The following is a 19880-nucleotide window of genomic DNA, read 5'->3' as shown; positions in this document are numbered from 1 at the left end:
GTACTGACTGCATCGTTGCAGGCGTTTACGGCGCCTGCGTATTCGTCGGCGTACTGGACGCCTTTTTCTTTGCAAACGGCGTTCGAAGGGGATTCTAGGCTTGCTCATGGCTCGAATCCTTGCTCGAATCCTTGCTTGAATCATCGGCATTGCTTGCTGAAGAATTGCTGCAGGCTACACTTGCTTTTGAATTGTGAGGATGAACAATTGCGGGGAAGTATTCTGAATTTAAAACAAGAAACCCTCTCGTTGAAGAGAGGGTTTCTAGCGGGACGGACGAGGCTTGAACTCGCAACCTCCGGCGTGACAGGCCGGTGCTCTAACCAAAATTGAGCTACCACCCCAGAAAATCTTCTGGGCGATAACGGATTCGAACCGCTGACCCGCTGCTTGTAAGGCAGCTGCTCTGAACCAACTGAGCTAATCGCCCCTATTTCTTCTGGCTTTTACCGCCCCAGAGAATTCCAATTGGAATCACAACCAGGTAAGCAAAAATCAAGATCATCGGTGCGACAGTCAGTGATACGGGGTTTTCTGCAGGGCCTTGGGCGAGGCAGATGAATCCGATCACGATCAACAAGGTTCCGATTGTAACTAAAAGAATGTTCTTTTTCATTTCTTTCTTTACCTTGTTTAGCGTTATCACCGCTTGGGTGACCCAAATATATAAAGAACTTTTAGAGGCGTCAAGGGTATTTTGTAGAAAAAATGAAAAAAGTTTAAGAAAGTCTGAAAAAAGAGCGAAAAAAAAACTGAATCCAGGGGAAAATAACCTTTTGTACCAACTGTGTCTGCTGTATCGACTGGAATTTGGGAGAAGATATATAGTTGACCCTTAAAAAGTCACTTCGCGAGCGCAGGATAAGGAGGTTCGCCGTTTTTATTCACCCCTTCCCGGCAAAGGAAGCAACAGTATAGCCATTCCAACAGGACAAAAAAGCGCCTCATGGCCCTCTTGAAGTTGAACGCCGCTGCTGCAAGCTTTGCATTGAGCATGTCGCCAAAGATTCCCTTGTAGAAATTTCTACCCATACGGTGGTCGCTTTTCAGGTGGCCGTTGATAGGCTCGATGCCTGCCCTCTTGCAAAAAAGCTTGTGAGCCTTTTCCTTCTGGTAGTAAGTCGCGTTTTTCTTCGGGACGTCCGGTATCACGATCTTTGTCGTTCCGGATTCCTTTTGTCCGCGGTAGCCTCGGTCGCATGCGGCCTGGCTCGGCCTGAATCCAAGCATTTGTTCAACATGGTCAAGCGTATCGTCTATCGTATGTCCGTCATACTCGTCCCGGAACGAGACCGCGCCGACAATGATGCCGCTGTAGCTCCGGGCGATTGACACCTTGTTGCCGAACTCGTATTTCTTGTGTTCCTTGCCCTTGCCGATGCATTTTACTTCGGGTTCGTGAAGCGAATAGACCTTGTCCTTGTCGCATTTCTTCTGTGCCAGAACTTTTTTGAAAAGCTCGATTTTTTCTTTGTACGTGTTCAACAAGTTCTTGCTGGCGAGATTTCGCTCTAATTCACGGACGAGCCGTCCCGCGATTGTCTTCAGCCTGCGATCTGCCTTGTGAGCCTTCTTGCCGTTCTTCGGGTGATTGCGGAAACGCTGGTCACGATGGACCTTCTTCAAGGTTCTCTTGTAGGACTGTCTTTGCGGAAGATCATGCTCTTCCACGATCCTCTGTACCTGTTCTATTATCTTGTTCGCAAGTTTGGCGTCTGTAGGGAACGTGATGTTCTTTTCCTGCACGGTCGTGTCAAGAAAGACCGTGCCGCATCCTGTCGGTCCTTGTTTATCGTGGTCATCGTTGACGAGGATACTTTCCTTGAGGATCATGTCCATGCCCGCTTCGCCAATCATGTGCCGGAAGTGAACAAGTTCGCTCGGGTCGCAGGGTTGCTCCGTCGAGAAGAACCGTTCTCCGCAAAAATACTGGTAATAGGCGTTTTCCTGAAACTGCTCCACGACGGACTCGTCCGATACGTTGCGGATGTGCTTCAGGATGATGAGCCCGGTCATGAGACGGATCGGCTTGTTCGGCGCACCCATTTTGTCGTCAAACCGTTTCGAAAACTCGGTCTCGAACTTGTTCCAGTCAATCTTGTTCGCGAGAACGTAGAGGGAATGCTTGTGGTTCAACTGCTCCTCAAGGGAACAGAAAAGGCTTGTCTGTGCGTGGGATTTTGGCGGTCTGTACATAAAAAATTGCAAGGTTTTCAATCATATTTTAGAAAACCTTGCAATATTTTCACAGGGTAGAAATCAGTTTTTCCCAACAGTTATGCGGGCTGGGCGGGATTTTAAGGGATGACTATATAGTTGACCCTTAAAAAGTCACTTCGCGAGCGCAGGATAAGGAGGTTCGCCGTTTTTATTCACCCCTTCCCGGCAAAGGAAGCAACAGTATAGCCATTCCAACAGGACAAAAAAGCGCCTCATGGCCCTCTTGAAGTTGAACGCCGCTGCTGCAAGCTTTGCATTGAGCATGTCGCCAAAGATTCCCTTGTAGAAATTTCTACCCATACGGTGGTCGCTTTTCAGGTGGCCGTTGATAGGCTCGATGCCTGCCCTCTTGCAAAAAAGCTTGTGAGCCTTTTCCTTCTGGTAGTAAGTCGCGTTTTTCTTCGGGACGTCCGGTATCACGATCTTTGTCGTTCCGGATTCCTTTTGTCCGCGGTAGCCTCGGTCGCATGCGGCCTGGCTCGGCCTGAATCCAAGCATTTGTTCAACATGGTCAAGCGTATCGTCTATCGTATGTCCGTCATACTCGTCCCGGAACGAGACCGCGCCGACAATGATGCCGCTGTAGCTCCGGGCGATTGACACCTTGTTGCCGAACTCGTATTTCTTGTGTTCCTTGCCCTTGCCGATGCATTTTACTTCGGGTTCGTGAAGCGAATAGACCTTGTCCTTGTCGCATTTCTTCTGTGCCAGAACTTTTTTGAAAAGCTCGATTTTTTCTTTGTACGTGTTCAACAAGTTCTTGCTGGCGAGATTTCGCTCTAATTCACGGACGAGCCGTCCCGCGATTGTCTTCAGCCTGCGATCTGCCTTGTGAGCCTTCTTGCCGTTCTTCGGGTGATTGCGGAAACGCTGGTCACGATGGACCTTCTTCAAGGTTCTCTTGTAGGACTGTCTTTGCGGAAGATCATGCTCTTCCACGATCCTCTGTACCTGTTCTATTATCTTGTTCGCAAGTTTGGCGTCTGTAGGGAACGTGATGTTCTTTTCCTGCACGGTCGTGTCAAGAAAGACCGTGCCGCATCCTGTCGGTCCTTGTTTATCGTGGTCATCGTTGACGAGGATACTTTCCTTGAGGATCATGTCCATGCCCGCTTCGCCAATCATGTGCCGGAAGTGAACAAGTTCGCTCGGGTCGCAGGGTTGCTCCGTCGAGAAGAACCGTTCTCCGCAAAAATACTGGTAATAGGCGTTTTCCTGAAACTGCTCCACGACGGACTCGTCCGATACGTTGCGGATGTGCTTCAGGATGATGAGCCCGGTCATGAGACGGATCGGCTTGTTCGGCGCACCCATTTTGTCGTCAAACCGTTTCGAAAACTCGGTCTCGAACTTGTTCCAGTCAATCTTGTTCGCGAGAACGTAGAGGGAATGCTTGTGGTTCAACTGCTCCTCAAGGGAACAGAAAAGGCTTGTCTGTGCGTGGGATTTTGGCGGTCTGTACATAAAAAATTGCAAGGTTTTCAATCATATTTTAGAAAACCTTGCAATATTTTCACAGGGTAGAAATCAGTTTTTCCCAATAGTTATGCGGGCTGGGCGGGATTTTAAGGGACGACTATATATATATTCAAAAGGAACTTAAACGAAGGAGTCTTATGCTTCCTAAAACGCTTTTCGCTTTGACCGCATTGGCTTTGGCGGCAAATGTTTCGGCCAAGAACGTGATGACGAACGGAGACATGGAATACGGAGATGGCGGCTGGTACCTTTGGAACAATCCCGATGGACCTGCGACAGTCTCTTCAAAGATAGGTGCGCCGGGCATCGGTTTCGAAGGTTCCCAGGGTGCAGTCGTTTCGATCACCGCGAAACCAAAGGATTGGTGGGGACTTCAGCTGCAGCCGCCTAAATTCCTCGCAGATACGGTCTTTTATGAATTGAGCTTTAAGGCGAAAGCCGACAAGGGCGGCTCTATCAATGCTGTTGTGCAGGGCGGTCCTCCGGATTATCGCCAAAAGACTTCTTCTTCGTTTACGCTCACTCCGGAATGGAAAACTTACAAGATGAAGTTCTTGCCGGATCAAAAAGGTTACGGCGTGAACAATGTGGTTTTCCAGCTGGGATATTTGACGGGTAACGTTTACTTGGATGATGTCTCCGTGGAAACGGTCGATGAAAGCTTTGACGTAAACTGGTACAAGAATTCACCGGCGCGTATCGATTCCATTCGCAAGCAGAATCTGACGGCGGACGGATTTACTCCGGGCGATACGGTCCACATGGCGCTCAAGCGTCATGCGTTCCCATTCGGTACGGCAATTGCCTTCTACGGCAAAATGAATGATAGCCTGGAAACTTGGTACCGTAATACCGCCAATAAGTACTTCTGGTATGCGGTTCCCGAAAACCAGTTCAAGTGGCCGGAATACGAACCGAAAAAGGGAAAAATTCGCCGTGAAGAACTGAAGAAATACCTGGACTTTGCAAAGGCTTACAACTGGGGCTTCCGAGCTCACACGCTCGTTTGGGGCATTCAAAAGTACGACTACGACAAGCATTTCGGCAATCAAGGTTCCTGCAAGGAAATCGCCCAAAAGATTCATGACCGCATTGACCGCGACGTGAAGGAATACAAGGGCAGAATCACCGAGTACGACGTTTGGAACGAACCGATCCACGAAACGTATCTCTTTGACAAGTGCGGCTGGGATCTTCTCGACAGCTCCTTTGTATGGGCGCACCGCGCCGATCCGAGCGCGAAGCTTTACGTGAACGATTATAACGTCGTCGCGATGGGCGAAACGGAACGTTATTACGAACTCATCAAGGGCATGCTCGACCGCAAGGTTCCGGTGATGGGCATCGGTGTGCAGTGTCACTTCAACGGTGGAAAGGTCGTGCCTGCGCTGATCAAGGAACGCCTGGACCGTTTAGCGGAACTCGGCCTTCCGATCAAGGTGACGGAATTCGACATGGGTTCGTATGATCGCGGATTTGTCTTCTCGGAAGAAGAACGCGCGGAGCAGTATGAAATGTTCCTCCGTTCCGCCTTTAGCCATCCTGCAGTGAAGGGAATTCTCTTCTGGGGCTTCTGGGATAGCCGTCATTGGATTCCGGGCAACGGAGGCTTCATTGCTGCGGACGGAACGGAAAAGCCTGCGGGTAAAAGGGTTTACGACTTGTGGCACAAGGTCTGGACGACGAACGAAACTCTTGTCGCAGACGAAAACGGTGCCGTGCATTTCCGCGGGTATCCGGGCCTTTATGAACTCAAAACAAAAAAAGGCTCCCAGTCAAAGAATCTGGGAACCTTGGAATAAAGCTTCGAACGTTTAAACTTGACGCCCGATTCTTCCCGCTGCAAGTGCCGCAGCGGGATATTTTATACGCGTATGGTACGTCCCGTCGAGACTCTGCAAGAATGCCTTGGAAAGCTTCGAAAGGTCGCGCAGATTGAGTCCGCTTTCCGAAAGCTGACCTTCGTTTAAGCGGGCGTTGATGGTCGTGTTGACAAGGTCTTCGAGCTTTTCGGCGCTCGGATCCGGCATGGCGCGGCTCGATGCTTCGATTACGTCCGAAATCATGAGAATTGCCGTTTCCTTGGATTGAGGCTTTGGTCCCGGATACGTAAAGTCTTCGACGCGGGTATTTTCCGGATCGAGCTTTTTCGATTCCTGATAGAAGTATTGGACGATGCCTGAACCGTGGTGTTCGGCGATGCCGTCGCTGATAACTGCTGGAAGCTTGAATTCCTTGGCGAGTTCAAGGCCTTGTGTTACGTGACCGATGATGATCTTTGCGGAATCACGCGGCGGCAGGTTCTTGTGCGGATTGATGCCTTGCTTCTGGTTTTCGGTGAAGAATTCCGGTCGCATGGTCTTGCCGATGTCGTGGTAAAGCGCCATGGTGCGTACAAGGAGTGCGTTTGCACCGATTTCGTCGGCGACCTTTTCGGCGAGGTTTGCCACCTGGATCGAATGGTGGAAGGTTCCCGGGGAAAGATCCGAAATGCGCTTCAAAGCCGGACGGTTAAAGTCCGAAAGTTCCATGAGCGTCAAGTCCGTTGTAATGCCGAAGATGCGTTCCGAAAGGTGAATGAGAAGTACCGAGGAAATCGCGCTCCAGAAGACGATGTTGATGACGCCCGCGATAAAGGTCGGGTAAATGATTTCCCAGTTAAAGCGGTTGCGCAGCAAAAGTTGAATCGCAAGGGCTCCGGCGAAGGCAAGGAGCGCAAAGAGAATACTCCAAATGAACTGCGAACGGTAACGGATGCTGTTCAAGTTGTGAAGCCCTGCCCAGGAAATTCCAAAGGCGAGCATCGACGTCGAAAGGTCATAGCCCGAAAGAATACCGAGGAACGAGGCAGAGAAGACCGCAAACAGTGTACCGATACGTCGGTCATAAAGAACCGTCGCAATCACCGGGGAAAGGATAAACGGATAGAACCAGATGACGTCGATATCCGGGATGGTCGTCGAAGTCTTTTGAATGTATCCTACAAAATGGTGAATCGCCGCAAAAGCGATCAACTGGAGAGCGGCAAGAGCCACGATTGACCACAGCTGACGGTGGTTGCGGAACCGCTTGGCGTTGAAATAGAAGAAGTATAGGAAGAAGAGCGTGATGATGACCGCGATAAAGATCATCTGGCCGTAGACCGCCGTGAAGTGGCGAGATCCTTCTTCTTTCTGCAGCGCGTTCTGCAAGGCTTCCAAACGTTCAAGGACGTCTTTGGTCACGATCGAGCCTTGGGAAATCAGTTCCATGCCACGGGGAACCATACCCTTGGAAGCGTTCACTTGGGCTTCGGCGGCGACGCGGCGATGTTCCGTTTCTTTCTTCAAGTAAAAGACGTTCGGCAGGGTGAACACATATAGGGCTTCATAGAACGCGCTCTGCAAACCTTGGTTTTTGAAGTACTGCTGCAGGTCGGTAAAGGCTTCGTCGATAGCGCGTTCGCGAGGCTGGATGCGGCTCGCGTCGAGCTTGCGTTCTTCGTTGTCGCGCACAAAAGAAACTTCCGTTTTGGAATACGGAATGAAGTTCACATCCTGAACGTTATACGTGTCGCGGAAGAGCTGGACGCTCGTGTTGTTCGTGGCGAGGAGCGTGTTCGAAACACCGTTGTCGAGCATGCGGTTGAAAACGCTTTCGAGGGAATCTCGGGCGCGTTTGCTCGAAGAGAGCTGTTGCACGGCGGTGTTCGAAAGGCGCTTGGTGAGCACGTGGAAAGCTTGAGAAGCTTGTTGCACCTTCAGTTGCAGGGACGAGTCCGCAGCGTCAGCGGAGCCCTCGGAAATTTCTGCCTGCAAAGCGCCATAGCGGGCGACTTTGGTGAGGTAGGACTTCAAGTCGTTTGCAATGCGGACCGTTTCGTCGTGGTTGAATTCGAAAACCGCATAAACCTTGTCGGCAGCTCGCGCCTTTTCGTTTGCAATTTCTTGCGCGGACTTGGGAACTTCAAAAGAAATCGGCGCGACGATTGTGCGGGCGCTGATCTGCCCCAAGTGCGGAACTTCGGATTTTTGGGCAAGGTCCTTGTCCGGGAACAAAACGATTCCCAGGGCAACTATAATGGCCCATCCGATGATCAGGTGAAGTTTGAGAGACTTCTTGTTCACTTTTTGCCTCCATGTTCGTAGGCTTTCACGATTTCACGAACCAGCGGATGACGGAGAACGTCGGTCTGCGGGAACGCGATGTGTGCGATGCCTTGGATCTTTGACAGCAAGCGGATTGCATGTGCAAAGCCGGAAACCTGACGCGGACCGAGGTCGATTTGCGAAGAGTCTCCGGTAATAATCGCTTTGGAATGTTGGCCGAGTCGCGTGAGGAACATCTGCATCTGCGGAATGGTCGTGTTCTGCGCTTCGTCCAAAATGATAAAGGCGTGTTTGAGTGTGCGTCCGCGCATATAGGCGAGGGGCGCGACTTCGATCAGACCGTCTTCTTGGTACTTGCGGAGTTTTTCCTGCGGCAAAAGCTCCGCAAGGCTGTCCTGGATTGGACGCAGGTACGGGGCGATTTTTTCCTTTAAGTCGCCCGGAAGGTAACCGAGGGATTCTCCTGCTTCGACGGCCGGACGCACAAGGCATATCCGTTCTGCTTCATGGCGCTCCAGGCTTGCGACCGCAATCGCGACAGCGAGGAAGGTTTTACCCGTACCGGCAGGACCGTCGGCAAAAATGATGTCGTTTGAGTCACAGGCTTTGACGAGCTCCGCCTGCGAAGCGGTCTTGGGAACAACCGGAAGTCCGAGCTTGTTCCTGAGAATCGGCGTGTCGGGAATGAATGGCTTGGAGACGCTTTTCTTTGAACAAGAATGTTTGGACGTGTCGTCTGCCAAGCGGGAAAGGAAGCCCTTGGAAAGGAATGTGCCGCTTTTTGCGGCGAGCTTCACCTGGTCGAGCAGGGAGAGAGCTCCCTGGATATCGGCTTTTTTGCCCTTGGCTTCGATGCGCAGTCCGGGAAGCCTTGAGTGAATAATAACGGAAAAACGGTCTTCCACCATGCGGAAGACCGTTTCATTTTCACCCGCGATGATCCGTTTCAAATCATCGGAAAGAGGATAACGTACTTCAGAATCCATCAATTACTGAGCGTCGGCAGCTTCTTCCGTGGCAGTTTCTTCCGTCTGAGTCTGTGTGGAAATACCAAGCTGAGTCTTGGCTTCGAAAATCTGACGACGGAGTTCGTGGTTTTCTTCCGTAACCTTCACAGCAGCATCCTGGGTCTTCTTGAGTTCGTCTTCGTCGACCTTCTGAGCCTTTGTGGAACCGCCTTCCGATTCTTCGGAAGATTCACCTGCGTCGTAGGATTCGCTACCACCCTGGTGAGAGCCAGCGCAAGCGGCGAGAGAAATAGCGCAAAGAGAAGCGAGGGCGAGTTTCCAAATTTTAGATAAAGACATGATAAACTCCATGCATAAATGATGTTAACCGAAATATATATAGAAAAATGGATTATTTTGGACTGAAGTTGTTAAAAAAATTAGATTTTAAGGCATGAATTGCTATTCACAGGTCTTTATCGAGCCTGTCGGCGATGTGCCGTCGACCGAAGTCTATCATTCCCGCCGAGAGGCACTTCTCCAAAAATTGGACACAATCGGCCTTTTTTGCGGAATTGAGCGGAATCCGGGCACTGAAGAAGTCTACGTTGAAATTTGGAATAAAATGGTGCAGGAACCTAGTTTTCTGTTCCTTACGGGATTGAATCAGGCGGGGTGCAAACTGTTACTGGATCCTCATGGCGATGCGGATCATCGGGAAGTGCTTTTTTTGCCGAAAAAAAACGAAAAAGAGGAATTTTGGACCGGTCTGAAGGTGACCTATTCGGAGGATTCCCTTGCCGAAGTCCAGGAATTGACAGGCTTTAAGACGATTCTTCCCGAAGACGATTTCTGGAAATACTTGAATTCCCAGGTCCAAAAGCAGGATTTGAAAACGCTAGAAGTCTTTTACCTGGAATTCCTCTGCGAACTATCGACTAAGTCGGTGTCGGATGATCACAATGCGAAATTTGCCGAGGAAGTGAAAAAGCGCTTTGCGGGACGCTTGGAAGTCAAAAGCCTTGCCGACAAACACTTTGATTTACGCGTTGTTCTGGATTACGCCCGCATCGCGGATTCTCGCCGGGCTCAAGTCTGGACGAACAACGCTTTCTGCGATTTTTTAAAAAATTTGAAGAATTTTAGAACGGAACGGGAAGCGCAGCTGTTTCTCGACTACAAAATGCAGGTCCAGAGCGACGGGGATCTCGCGTTCCCGACGATCATGGCGAACGGCAAGAATGCCTGCTGCCTGCACTATGTAAAGAACGACGAACCGCTGCAACCGGGAAATCTTTTACTGATGGATTTTGGCGTTCGCGCGGGAACGCAGCACAGTGATATCTCGCGCACGGTCCCGGTGAACGGTAAGTTCAATTCGTTGCAGAAAATTCTTTATTCAATCGTTCTCGATGCCCAAAAATTTCACCAGAAGAATGTGAAACCGGGCGTCAAGCTCGCCGATTTGAATCCGATGGTCTGGAATTTTATTTGGGACGCTTTACAGGAACGCTTTGTTTCGAAGGGCGGCAAGTTCAAACTGCTTTATGATAGACGTCCGCATGGGGTAAGCCATCTGATCGGGGAGCAAATCCATGAAGGGGATCCGTTCCGCTGCTACATGCAGAAGCCCTTGAAGCCGGGAATGCTCCTTTCTAACGAACCGGGGCTTTACGGCTATTTTGAAATCGATTTGGACGGCATCCATTACGCGGAAGACGTGGGCATTCGAATCGAAAACGATTTGCTCGTGACGGAAGACGGCTGTGAGGATATTTCGGCTGAAATCCCGCGTGAAATAGAGGATCTGGAAATACTTTTGGGCTAAAAAGCTATTTTTTAGGGAAAACTTGGATTTTTTTGAAAAGGTTTGGACATGAGAAAATTTTTTGCGATTGCCCTGTTTGCTGTTTTAAGTTCGTCCGCGTATGCGATGATGAATGAATATGGCGTGATATCGAAAACATTCCAGGTGGATTTGAACGCTTACGGTGTTTTTTACCGTTCCGTTTTCCACGATGATAACGATGCCGATCTTTCGGATGACGCAGAAGAATCCCAGTTGAATCTGATGCCGACGATTCGCGTGAGTCCTGCCCGAGGCATCGAATTCAGCTTTTCTTATCCGATTCGCGATGACGGCATGAAGAGCGTGACGGGAGTCTGGGGTCCGATTCTCGGCTTTAAGTACGGTTCACCCTCTTCGGCGGGCTTTATCGATTTCGTATTCCCGGCGGGTTCGAAAAAGCTTCTAGGCAACGGTGAAAAACCTTCCCCTGCGTTGATCTTTGGCGGTTCGAACTTTTACGGAGATTGGAAGTCTTTCGGCGTGCGTCTGCACAGCTGGTACTTCTGGGACTTTAACGATCGTTCGTCCGATGAATTATACGTGTTGATCCGCCCGGAATTCAACTTTGGAACAATCCGTGTGGGTCTTGGATTCCCGTTTGAGTTCCTTTATGGAAGTGATGGAGGTTTTATTTCGAACACTCCGGGCAATGTCCGTACGCAGGGTTACTCGGGTAAAGATGAATTCGGCTATACGATGTCGGTGGGCATTGAGCCGAAGGTGACTGTGAATTTGGGACTGATCGAGGTGGAACCGTACTTCCATATTCCGATTTGGGAATATACGAATGATGCGGCGAATTTGTATTACGGATACACTTTGGGTTGCGCAGCGCACCTGAAGTTCTAATCCGATTCTAACCATTTCAGCGAAAGCGCGACAAAACATCAAAGGTTGACTAAATATGTGGAAAATCAAAGGAGCTTGGCCTTTATTCCTTTCAATCTTCTTGACAAATTTTGCAGTCATGGGGCATTTCGTCTTTACGCAGAAGGTGATTGCGACCCATTATGAAGGCTCGCAACTTTTGTTCTGGAGCGTTCTTTTCCAATTGTTCTTCCTGTTGCCGTTCGTCTTTATGGTGGTGCCGGCGAGCTTCTTTTCGAACCGTTTTTCGAAGAGTCGCGTGATCGCTTGGACATCGATCGTGATGACCGCATCCTTGATTGCGACTGGCGTCTTTTATACGCTGAAGTTCTACAATCTCGCCATTTTCTTTACTCTTTTGACCGCATCCGCTTTTGCGGTTCATAGCCCTGCAAAGTACGGTGTGCTGAAGGAAATGTTCGGGACAAAGCTCCTCGGCTATTCGAATGCTTTCCTCCAGATCTTTACGGTGGCAGCCCTTGTGCTTGCGGCTCTTCTCGTTCCGGGCCTTGATTCTTTGGATTCTACGTTCAATTCCGCGCCGTCTGTGAAGCTGTTCTTGCGCAAGGCGGTGGCTTGGCCTTGGGTCTTTATGGCGGTGAGCCTCGTTTCGAGTGTGCTTGCGTTCTTTATCCCGAAGGTCGGTCGAGAATACGCTTCGGTTCGCCGTTCTTCGGTGGTGAACAATGTCGTCCATACGTGGAAGCTTCCGACTGTGCGTGCGTGCATTGTGGGAATCTCGATTTTCTGGGCGGGCACGCAGATCTTTGTGATGCTCTTTCAGCAGAATTCGAACTGGAGCGATACGATAGTCCTTTTCAAGAACGGACTTTTCTTTGCGGTTCTCGGTTTGCTGCTTGGATCCTTGATCGTGGCACGCGCTTCCAAGGACTTCATTGAAACGGGTCTAGTGCCGATGGGCGCCCTGGGCTCTTCGATCTGTTTTTTGCTCGTTCCGTTTCTGCACTCCCAGTTTCTGGTTACGGTTATCTTCTTCTTGATCGGCTTTTTCAGTTCGATGTTCCTTGTGACGTTGAACGCCTTGTTGCAGTACAATACGGTTCCGACGAATTCCGGTCGAATCCTTGCCGTTTCGAACTTGATCCAGATCGTAATCCTCGGTCTTTTCCTCGGCGGTGAAGCTCTGATTATCCACTATACGGGGAAGTGGTTCCCGGATCAACGCCATGCGATTTTCCCGATTCTTTTCTTTACGCTCGCGGTGATGTCGCTTATCGGCTTTGCTTATTCGCTCAAGCATTTGCCGCAGGCCCTGCTCCGTTCGCTCTTGCGCACGTTCTTTAGCTCGTACCGTTTGAAGGTTCTGGGCATTAACAATATTCCGACCGACGGTCCGGTTCTGCTTTTGGGAAATCACTTTAGCTTTATCGACTGGGCTGTTTTGCAGATGGCGACCCCGCGTCCGCTTCGAATTGCCAGTAACAAGGACCATTATGAAAAGTGGACTTTGCGCTGGGTCTTGAAGCGCATGGGCGTTATCCGTATTCATAAGAACAATGAAGCGGAAGCCTTGAAGCAAATTCATGATGCTTTGAAAAATGGCGATGCCGTTGTGCTTTTCCCGGAAGGGGAAGTGGCGAAGACTCCGTTTGTCGGTCCGTTCCGCTTTGACTATGCCGAAGCGATCAAGGATACGGATGCGGTGATAGTGCCGTTCTATATCCAGGGGCTGTGGGGTAGCCGTTTTGCCTATGCGGCTTCGGCAGATGCGCAGTCTCTTGCGGCAAAGCTTACTCGCATTATTACGGTCTCGTTTGGCGCTCCGGTACCGAAGGATACCGAACCGAATAAGATTCGAAACATTGTCCGTGAAATCTCGATCGACGCCTGGTGCTCTTCCTTGCGCGCTTATAAGCCGATTGCGGAATCTTGGCTTGTCGCCTGTAAGAAGGTGACAGGCTCCGGTCCGTCGATTTACAGCCCGGACGGTGCACATCTTTCCGGTTATAAGCTCCTTTGCGCGACCCTTGCCTTTAGCCGAGTCTTCAAGAAGATGCTCAATGGCCAGAAGCATGTGGGTATTATGCTTCCTCCTTCGGGCGGTGGCATTATTGCGAACCTTGCCGGCTGGGTGACTGGTAAGGTAAATGTGAACTTGAATTACACGTCTGCGCCAGATATCGTTTTGAAGTGCATGGAACGCGCCGATGTGAAAACGGTGATTACGAGCCGTGTCTTTTTGCAGCGTTTGAAGCAGAAGGGAACCGACTATACGGTTCTTGCGGATAAGTGCAACCTGGTTTACGCCGAAGACGTGATGAAGAGCATTCCGAAATGGAAAATGATCTTCCACATGCTCATGGGCGTGATCCTTCCGATTCCGCTCATCAAGTTCTTCTACTTCAAGAAGAATGTGAAGCTGAACGATACCGCCGTGGTGCTTTTTAGCTCGGGAACAGAAGGCGTTCCTAAGGGGGTGGAACTGACTCATTACAATATGATCGGTAACTGCGCCCAGCTTTCTTGCATTTTCAACCCGACGAAGAATGACGTGATGCTTGCGGAACTTCCGCTTTTCCACTCGTTTGGACTTACGGTGAACGTGCTCCTCTGCTTGATCGAGGGGACTCCGATGGTGGTGGTCGCAGACCCGACGGACGTGAAGACGATGGCGCGTGTCTGTGCGGAATTCCATGTGACGGCATTTGTGGGTACGCCGACGTTCCTCCGCGCCTTTACCGTGAACCGCTGGGTGCACCCGATGTGCTTCAAGTATCTGCGATTGATCATTGCGGGGGCAGAAAAGCTTCGCCCGGAAATCAGCACGGCCTTCCGACTCAAGTTCGGCAAGGAAATCTTTGAAGGCTACGGCTGTACGGAAACGGCTCCGGTCGCTTCGGTGAACTTTGAAAACATCCTTTTGAATGACTACCTGACGATGCAGGTGAACAATAAGCCCGGTTCTGTCGGCATGCCGCTTCCGGGAACGCTCTACAAGATTGTCGATCCGGAAACGAACGTGGAACTTCCGACCGGTGAAGATGGCATGATTCTCATCGGTGGATGTCAGGTGATGAAGGGATACCTGAAGGATTCTTCGCACACGAAGGATGCGATCATTGAACTCGACGGTCGTCGTTGGTACCGTACCGGCGATAAGGGCCACTTGGACGAAGACGGCTTCCTTACGATTGTGGACCGTTACAGTCGCTTTGCAAAGCTCGGCGGTGAAATGATTTCGCACGGCGCTGTGGAAATTCGCATCAACGATACGAAAATTCTCGAAGGGGGAGACTACATGGTGACATCCATTCCGGACAGCGCAAAGGGTGAATGCCTCGTGCTTCTGTATACGGGTGTCGAAATGGAACCGTCGGATGTGCTCCGAGCCCTTCGCAAGTCGGGAATTCCACCTTTGATGGTTCCGGGGCTCGCGTTCAAGGTACCCGCGATTCCGAAGCTCGGTACGGGCAAAGCGGATTTCAAGGCGTCCAAGAAAATTGCACTGGAACTAGCTCAACAATAAGTTCTTAAATTTGATTCACTTCTCAAGGAATCTATGAAGATTAAAGGCCTTTTCCCTTATTTAGTTTCGGTTCTTGCCTCATCCTTTATCCAGATGGGGCTTTTTCTGTTTTTTGAACAATGGATCAAATATTCGGTCGTGAAGGATTCTGCGGAAAGCGTCGTTTACAGTGCCGTTTTGCAGGCGATGTTCTATGTGCCGTATCTGTTGTTCTTCCCGTTAGCGGGCTTTTTGGCGGACCGATTCGGAAAGGGAAAAGTGATTGCCTGGTCTTCCTTGGGATTTGTCGCAGGTTCAATCGTAATCGGTGTCCTTTGGACGGTGGGGCTTCCCCAGATCGCGATCTGGTTTGTGATGCTCGTTTCGACATCCTTTGCCTTGGGAAGTCCGGCGAAATACGGTCTTGTGAAGGAAATGTTCGGTAATCAGCGGCTTGCGACGGGTGTCGCTCATATGTTCAATATGATGATTGCGGGTGCTTTTGTTTCTGCGGTCGGTGTGATTAGCCTTTATAAAGAAACGGCGACGCTCCTTGGCGTGGATTACCTGCTTTGGATCTTTGTCGGTGTGGCGGTGCTTTCGGAAGTCGCGGCCTTCTTTATTCCGAAGACGGCCAAGGATAGTGAATCTTTGCAGTTCCGTTCTCCGGCGCGCATTTTCCATGCGACGTGGTACATTAGCCTTTCGCGTGTGATCATCATCGGCTTGGCGGTGTTTTGGGGTCTTGCACAGGTGTTCGTTTTGCTCTCGTCGAGCCTTTCGGGAGAAGGATTCCTTTCGGTTATTCGCAATGGTCTTGTGTTCTCGGCCGTCGGCATGATGTTTGGCGGTTATCTGGCGTCCCGTTCTTCGCATCAGTTTATCGAAGTCGGCTTGATTCCGGTTTCGGTCCTCGGTTGCGGCGTGTGCGCTTTCCTTGTTCCGTTTGTGGATAATCCGGTACTCGTTCGCATTTTGTATGCGTTCCTCGGTCTTTTCTTCGGTGCGCTTGGCACGGTTTTGAATTCGCTTTTGCTGCTCTATTCAAGACCGGCGTCTTCAGGTCGAATTGTGGCTGTTTCGAACATGGTGACGATGCTCTTTCTCGTGTTCGTGGTGGCCTCGGAAGTCTTGCTGCTCAAGTACACGTCAATCGACAAGGAAACGTTCCTTTTCTTCTTCTCGCTTTTTTTGCTTGCCGCATTTGTGTGGGCTTTTATCCGGTTCCCGCAGTCGCTCATCCGTACGTTGTTCCGCGCCTATTATGTGTTCCGTTATGATTTGAAGATCATCGGTAACGAAAACATTCCTCTCGAAGGTCCGGTGCTTTTGCTCGGCAATCATACGAGCTATATCGACTGGGTGCTTTTGCAGATGGCGAGCCCGAGGTCGCTCCGTATGGCGGTGAATGAAGATAAGCTGGAACACGGTTATTCCCGCTGGATTTTGAAACTTCTCGGCGCGATCCGCATTAACCGTCGCAATACGGAACCTGCGATGGCGCAGATTCGCAAAGCCCTTTTGCAGGGCGAAGCCGTCGTGATTTTCCCGGAAGGTGAAATTGCAAAATCCTGCAATATCGGACGCTTCTCGATGGACTATTCCTCGGCCATCAAGGATACGAGTGCAAAGCTCATTCCTTTCTACATCCAGGGCGTTTGGGGTGGCAAGAGAAGCTATGCTGATGAAAATGTCAACTTCGGTGAAAAGCTGACGAGTATCGTTTCTATCGCTTTTGGCGAGGAAATCCCGGCGGAAACGGAAACCGCGAAGCTCCGCAATATTCTGCGCGAACTTTCGATGGTCGCCTGGTCCAAGTCGCTTTCTTACTATCCGACGATTGTTCCGTTCTGGCTGCAGGCGATGAAACGTCGAGTCCGTCACCGTGTGGCGGTTTACAGTCCGCTCGGCAACCATTTGACGGGTTACGGCTCGATTCAACAGGCTCTTGTTTATGCGCATATCTTAAAGAAGATCACTCGCAAGGAAGAACGCGTTGGATTTATGCTTCCGCCGTCTCCGGAAGGCGTCTCCATGATGCTTGGTATTTGGACTTCGGGCAAGACCAGTGTGCATCTGAACTTTACGTCGGGCGTTGAATCGGTCCTCAAGTGCATTGAACGTTCTGAAATCCATACGGTCTTTACCAGCTGGGCTCTGTTGAATAAACTGCAGAACCGCGGCCAGGATTACTTTAAGCTCGGCACGGTCTGCAAGCTCATTTGCGTGGAAGATTTGGATAAAATGGTAAATCCATTCTACCGCTTTATCGCTCTTGCTTCGGCGATCGTTTTGCCGACGCGCCTCATTGAACTTCTGTATGTGAAGTCGGCAAAGCCGGACGATACCGCGGTGATTCTCTTCAGCTCGGGCTCCGAAGGAACGCCGAAGGGTGTGATGCTTTCGCACCGTAACCTCGTTTCGAATACCCAGCAGACGAACGCGATCCTTTGTATCCATCCGAACGATGTGATGCTTGCGGAACTTCCGATTTTCCATTCCTTCGGTTTGACCGTGACGGTGCTTTTGCCTCTCTTTGAAGGCATTCCGATGGTGACTTGCTCGGAGCCGACCGATGTGAAGACGATGGCGCGTGTCTGCGCCGAATTCCGCGTTACGATCCTCGTCGGCACCCCGACCTTCCTCCGTGCCGTGGGCATCAACCGCTGGGTGCACCCGATGTGCTTCAAGCATTTGAGATTTGTCCTTTCGGGTGCAGAAAAGCTCCGTCCCGAAATCCGAGATCTGTTTGCCCGCAAGTTCAAAAAGGAAATTTACGAAGGCTACGGTTGCACGGAAACGGCTCCGGTCGCTACGTACAATTCCGAAGACGTGCTTCTCGATGACTATCTCACCATGGATCCGCGTACGAATTTGAATTCCGTGGGCATGGCGATTCCGGGCGTCGGGGTCAAGATTATCGATCCGATTACGGACAAAGAATTGCCGCAGGGTGAACAGGGGATGATTCTTATCGGTGGCTGCCAGGTCATGAAGGGATACCTGAAGGATCCGGAACGCACCAAGAGCGTCATCCTGGAAATCAACGGTCATCGCTGGTACAAGACGGGCGACAAGGGTTATCTCGACAAGGATGGCTTTGTCATTATCGTGGACCGTTACAGCCGCTTTGCAAAGCTCGGTGGGGAAATGATTTCACTCGGCGCTGTCGAAGCAAAGATCAATGATTCGGGCGTGATTGCCGGCATGGACTTTATCATTGTCGCGATTCCGGATGAAGTCAAGGGCGAAAAGATTGTCCTCTTGTTTGAAGGCAAAAAGGATGCGGATGAAGTACTCCGTGAAATTCGCAAGTCGGGAATCCCTCCAATGATGATTCCGGGTGAAGCCTTCAAGGTGGATGCTGTTCCGAAGCTCGGTTCGGGCAAGGCGGACTTTTCTACAGCGAAGAAGGTCGCATTGGAATTGAGCAAAGCGGCAAAGGCAAAGTAGCGGGGAAATGATGATTTACGAGGAAGGACGTGTTGTTGACGAGGGATTCTCGAAGTCCCGTACGATTCGATTCCTCGGATTGAATTTCCTGTTGCTCGCGGCGGTCTTTATCGTCCTTGGCTTTGTTTTGGATTATGCGCATGACTATGCTTCGCATATCGTGGATCTGGCTCTCGCGCGTTACAGCAGCTTCACGGGACAGATTGCGCTCAGCAGCTTCTCGGAAGATCGTCAGTTGATGTCCGTAGTCCAGTCGGTCAAGAAGGAACTTTTGCCGCTGATCGCTACGGCAAAACCTTTCGCTTTCTCAATCAGCGTTTTGACGGCCCTTCTTGGGAGCGCTTGCGAAGTGTTTCCGAATTATGTGGCGAAGGCCCTTTTGAAACTTCACGTTTTGAAACCGGCGCATGGCGATTTGCACGAACTGCCGGAATCTTTCCGCAGAAGACTGAAAATCCTCTCGATGGCCGCCGGCGCTGTTGCGGTTATCGCCGTTGCCATCGGACTTGTTTTGCATTTTACCGATCCGAATCGAGATACTCCGGCAAAGGTCCAGGAACTGGAGCGGGAAGCGGCGAGGTTCTATTCTTTGCAAAAAGCTTATTTCCAAAAGAACAAGGCGATTGGAACTTGGGCGCAGATCGGTTACGAAGCCCTGAAATCGGAAAATTTTATCTTCGAGAAAAAAGGAAAGTATTCTTGGCGCGCCAAGAATATTCAGGCATGGGAAGAATGCCCGGAAGCGAGCTCATGGAGAATTTCGTTTGAAGTCATCGGATTCTTTTCCAAGGAATTGAAAACTTACGTCGCGCGTCCGGACATCGAAGCCTGTGAAGCGCTGACGCCTGAATTTAGAAAGAACGTTGTGAAGTAATGCGCACGGACTGTTGCCAGTCATCCATTATCAGAGAATTGGAAGAGAAATTCTACGGCAGAATAAATGTCCTGCTGTAGCGGATACGTTCGAAGTTCATGGATTGTGCATGGATGATTTCAGTTGGTTTCTCACGGCTTCCAAAAATTCAATGTATTCCTTGCTCTGGTAATCTCTGTACGTCCACGGGAATGCGTGAAAGTGTCCATCTTGGAAGTAGAGAGTCGGTTCCACGTAAATGCCGTCTCGAATGTACACGCGCTGACGTTGGTCCTTGGTCGTCGCCAAAAAGAACTGTCCAAGCGTGATGTAACCAGGGTCGAGGTTCACCGGGCGCAGTCCTTCGGTTCCGTGTTCCTTGGCAAATTCGAGTTCTAGATGGTTCGTGGCAAGCTTGATATCTACAATCGATTCGCGGTCGATCAGAGTCTTATAGGTGACAAAGGCGCGCACGGGGGATTTGCCGATTTCGTCCTTGTAGTAGTTCGTGAAACGGAACGGGAATGCGGTCAGAACCTCGAGTTCTTCGCCGTAGAGCTTGCAGAGACGCGGGCGGATTTCATCGATCAGTGCCGCGTCTTTTGCCAAAAATCCCATGACGAGTCTCGCCGGGAGAGGCTTTTTCGCAATACCCATA

The 19880-nt window shown here is 50.5% G+C and carries 13 protein-coding genes and 2 tRNA genes; 6 read left to right on the top strand and 9 right to left on the bottom strand.

Going from position 1 to position 19880, the window contains the following annotated elements; translation table 11 throughout:
* Positions 1-268: 268 nt before the first annotated feature.
* From BGX16_RS01910 to BGX16_RS01890, 5 genes are all read right to left on the bottom strand, one after another.
* Positions 269-344, bottom strand: a tRNA-Asp gene (locus BGX16_RS01910).
* An 11-nt stretch (positions 345-355) separates the two neighbouring features.
* Positions 356-430 (bottom strand) — tRNA-Val (locus BGX16_RS01905).
* Positions 431-616, bottom strand: a complete 186-nt coding sequence (locus tag BGX16_RS01900; protein ID WP_157797815.1) for a hypothetical protein — start codon at positions 614-616, stop codon at positions 431-433.
* 227 nt (positions 617-843) lie between these two features.
* Positions 844-2196 (bottom strand): IS5 family transposase, encoded by a 1353-nt coding sequence (locus tag BGX16_RS01895; protein ID WP_198514820.1) that lies wholly within the window; start codon positions 2194-2196, stop codon positions 844-846.
* Positions 2197-2331: 135 nt separating this feature from the next.
* A complete protein-coding gene (locus BGX16_RS01890; protein ID WP_198514820.1) occupies positions 2332-3684 on the bottom strand; it encodes an IS5 family transposase in 1353 nt (450 codons plus the stop codon).
* Positions 3685-3836: 152 nt separating this feature from the next.
* On the opposite strand from BGX16_RS01890, the gene BGX16_RS01885 reads away from it, so the two are divergent.
* Positions 3837-5501 (top strand): endo-1,4-beta-xylanase, encoded by a 1665-nt coding sequence (locus BGX16_RS01885; protein ID WP_100424536.1) that lies wholly within the window; start codon positions 3837-3839, stop codon positions 5499-5501.
* Positions 5502-5513: 12 nt separating this feature from the next.
* Here BGX16_RS01885 and BGX16_RS01880 read toward each other — a convergent pair whose 3' ends face one another.
* Genes BGX16_RS01880 through BGX16_RS01870 form a run of 3 tightly spaced genes read right to left on the bottom strand, consistent with a single transcriptional unit; the run spans position 5514 to position 9094 of the window.
* Positions 5514-7805 carry an HD family phosphohydrolase gene (locus BGX16_RS01880; protein ID WP_100424535.1) on the bottom strand — a complete coding sequence of 764 codons (2292 nt, stop codon included), beginning with the start codon at positions 7803-7805 and terminating at the stop codon, positions 5514-5516.
* Complete coding sequence (locus tag BGX16_RS01875) at positions 7802-8773, bottom strand: PhoH family protein (protein ID WP_100424534.1); 972 nt, start codon at positions 8771-8773, stop codon at positions 7802-7804. Before BGX16_RS01875 ends, BGX16_RS01880 begins: the two co-directional genes overlap by 4 nt.
* A gap of 3 nt (positions 8774-8776) precedes the next feature.
* Entirely contained in the window at positions 8777-9094 is a 318-nt protein-coding gene (locus BGX16_RS01870) for a hypothetical protein (protein WP_100424533.1), read from the bottom strand.
* A gap of 94 nt (positions 9095-9188) precedes the next feature.
* On the opposite strand from BGX16_RS01870, the gene BGX16_RS01865 reads away from it, so the two are divergent.
* Genes BGX16_RS01865 through BGX16_RS01845 form a run of 5 tightly spaced genes read left to right on the top strand, consistent with a single transcriptional unit; the run spans position 9189 to position 19243 of the window.
* Positions 9189-10562, top strand: a complete 1374-nt coding sequence (locus BGX16_RS01865; RefSeq protein ID WP_100424532.1) for an aminopeptidase P family protein — start codon at positions 9189-9191, stop codon at positions 10560-10562.
* A 48-nt stretch (positions 10563-10610) separates the two neighbouring features.
* Positions 10611-11432, top strand: coding sequence for a hypothetical protein (locus tag BGX16_RS01860; protein WP_100424531.1), 822 nt, complete (start codon positions 10611-10613; stop codon positions 11430-11432).
* Positions 11433-11487: 55 nt separating this feature from the next.
* Positions 11488-14937, top strand: a complete 3450-nt coding sequence (locus BGX16_RS01855) for an MFS transporter (protein ID WP_100424530.1) — start codon at positions 11488-11490, stop codon at positions 14935-14937.
* 33 nt (positions 14938-14970) lie between these two features.
* Positions 14971-18369 (top strand): MFS transporter, encoded by a 3399-nt coding sequence (locus BGX16_RS01850; protein ID WP_100424529.1) that lies wholly within the window; start codon positions 14971-14973, stop codon positions 18367-18369.
* Between the two features lie 7 nt (positions 18370-18376).
* Positions 18377-19243: a hypothetical protein gene (locus tag BGX16_RS01845; RefSeq protein ID WP_100424528.1), complete on the top strand. Its 867-nt coding sequence runs from the start codon at positions 18377-18379 to the stop codon at positions 19241-19243.
* A gap of 96 nt (positions 19244-19339) precedes the next feature.
* Here the strand turns inward: BGX16_RS01845 and BGX16_RS01840 are convergent, their stop codons facing one another.
* A complete protein-coding gene (locus tag BGX16_RS01840) occupies positions 19340-19879 on the bottom strand; it encodes a DUF4416 family protein (RefSeq protein WP_100424527.1) in 540 nt (179 codons plus the stop codon).
* Position 19880: the final 1 nt, after the last annotated feature.

Origin of the sequence: Hallerella succinigenes, from assembly GCF_002797675.1 — a bacterium.
In the GTDB taxonomy this organism is placed as follows: domain Bacteria; phylum Fibrobacterota; class Fibrobacteria; order Fibrobacterales; family Fibrobacteraceae; genus Hallerella; species Hallerella succinigenes.
This window is presented reverse-complemented; position numbering and strand designations above follow the sequence as displayed.

Bases quoted from the DNA above. Each gene is read 5' to 3' on its own strand.
- BGX16_RS01900 (WP_157797815.1), bottom strand. From the start codon at position 616: ATGAAAAAGAACATTCTTTTAGTTACAATCGGAACCTTGTTGATCGTG.
- BGX16_RS01895 (WP_198514820.1), bottom strand. From the start codon at position 2,196: ATGTACAGACCGCCAAAATCCCACGCACAGACAAGCCTTTTCTGTTCC.
- BGX16_RS01890 (WP_198514820.1), bottom strand. From the start codon at position 3,684: ATGTACAGACCGCCAAAATCCCACGCACAGACAAGCCTTTTCTGTTCC.
- BGX16_RS01885 (WP_100424536.1), top strand. From the start codon at position 3,837: ATGCTTCCTAAAACGCTTTTCGCTTTGACCGCATTGGCTTTGGCGGCA.
- BGX16_RS01875 (WP_100424534.1), bottom strand. From the start codon at position 8,773: ATGGATTCTGAAGTACGTTATCCTCTTTCCGATGATTTGAAACGGATC.
- BGX16_RS01870 (WP_100424533.1), bottom strand. From the start codon at position 9,094: ATGTCTTTATCTAAAATTTGGAAACTCGCCCTCGCTTCTCTTTGCGCT.
- BGX16_RS01865 (WP_100424532.1), top strand. From the start codon at position 9,189: ATGAATTGCTATTCACAGGTCTTTATCGAGCCTGTCGGCGATGTGCCG.
- BGX16_RS01860 (WP_100424531.1), top strand. From the start codon at position 10,611: ATGAGAAAATTTTTTGCGATTGCCCTGTTTGCTGTTTTAAGTTCGTCC.
- BGX16_RS01855 (WP_100424530.1), top strand. From the start codon at position 11,488: ATGTGGAAAATCAAAGGAGCTTGGCCTTTATTCCTTTCAATCTTCTTG.
- BGX16_RS01850 (WP_100424529.1), top strand. From the start codon at position 14,971: ATGAAGATTAAAGGCCTTTTCCCTTATTTAGTTTCGGTTCTTGCCTCA.
- BGX16_RS01845 (WP_100424528.1), top strand. From the start codon at position 18,377: ATGATGATTTACGAGGAAGGACGTGTTGTTGACGAGGGATTCTCGAAG.
- BGX16_RS01840 (WP_100424527.1), bottom strand. From the start codon at position 19,879: ATGGGTATTGCGAAAAAGCCTCTCCCGGCGAGACTCGTCATGGGATTT.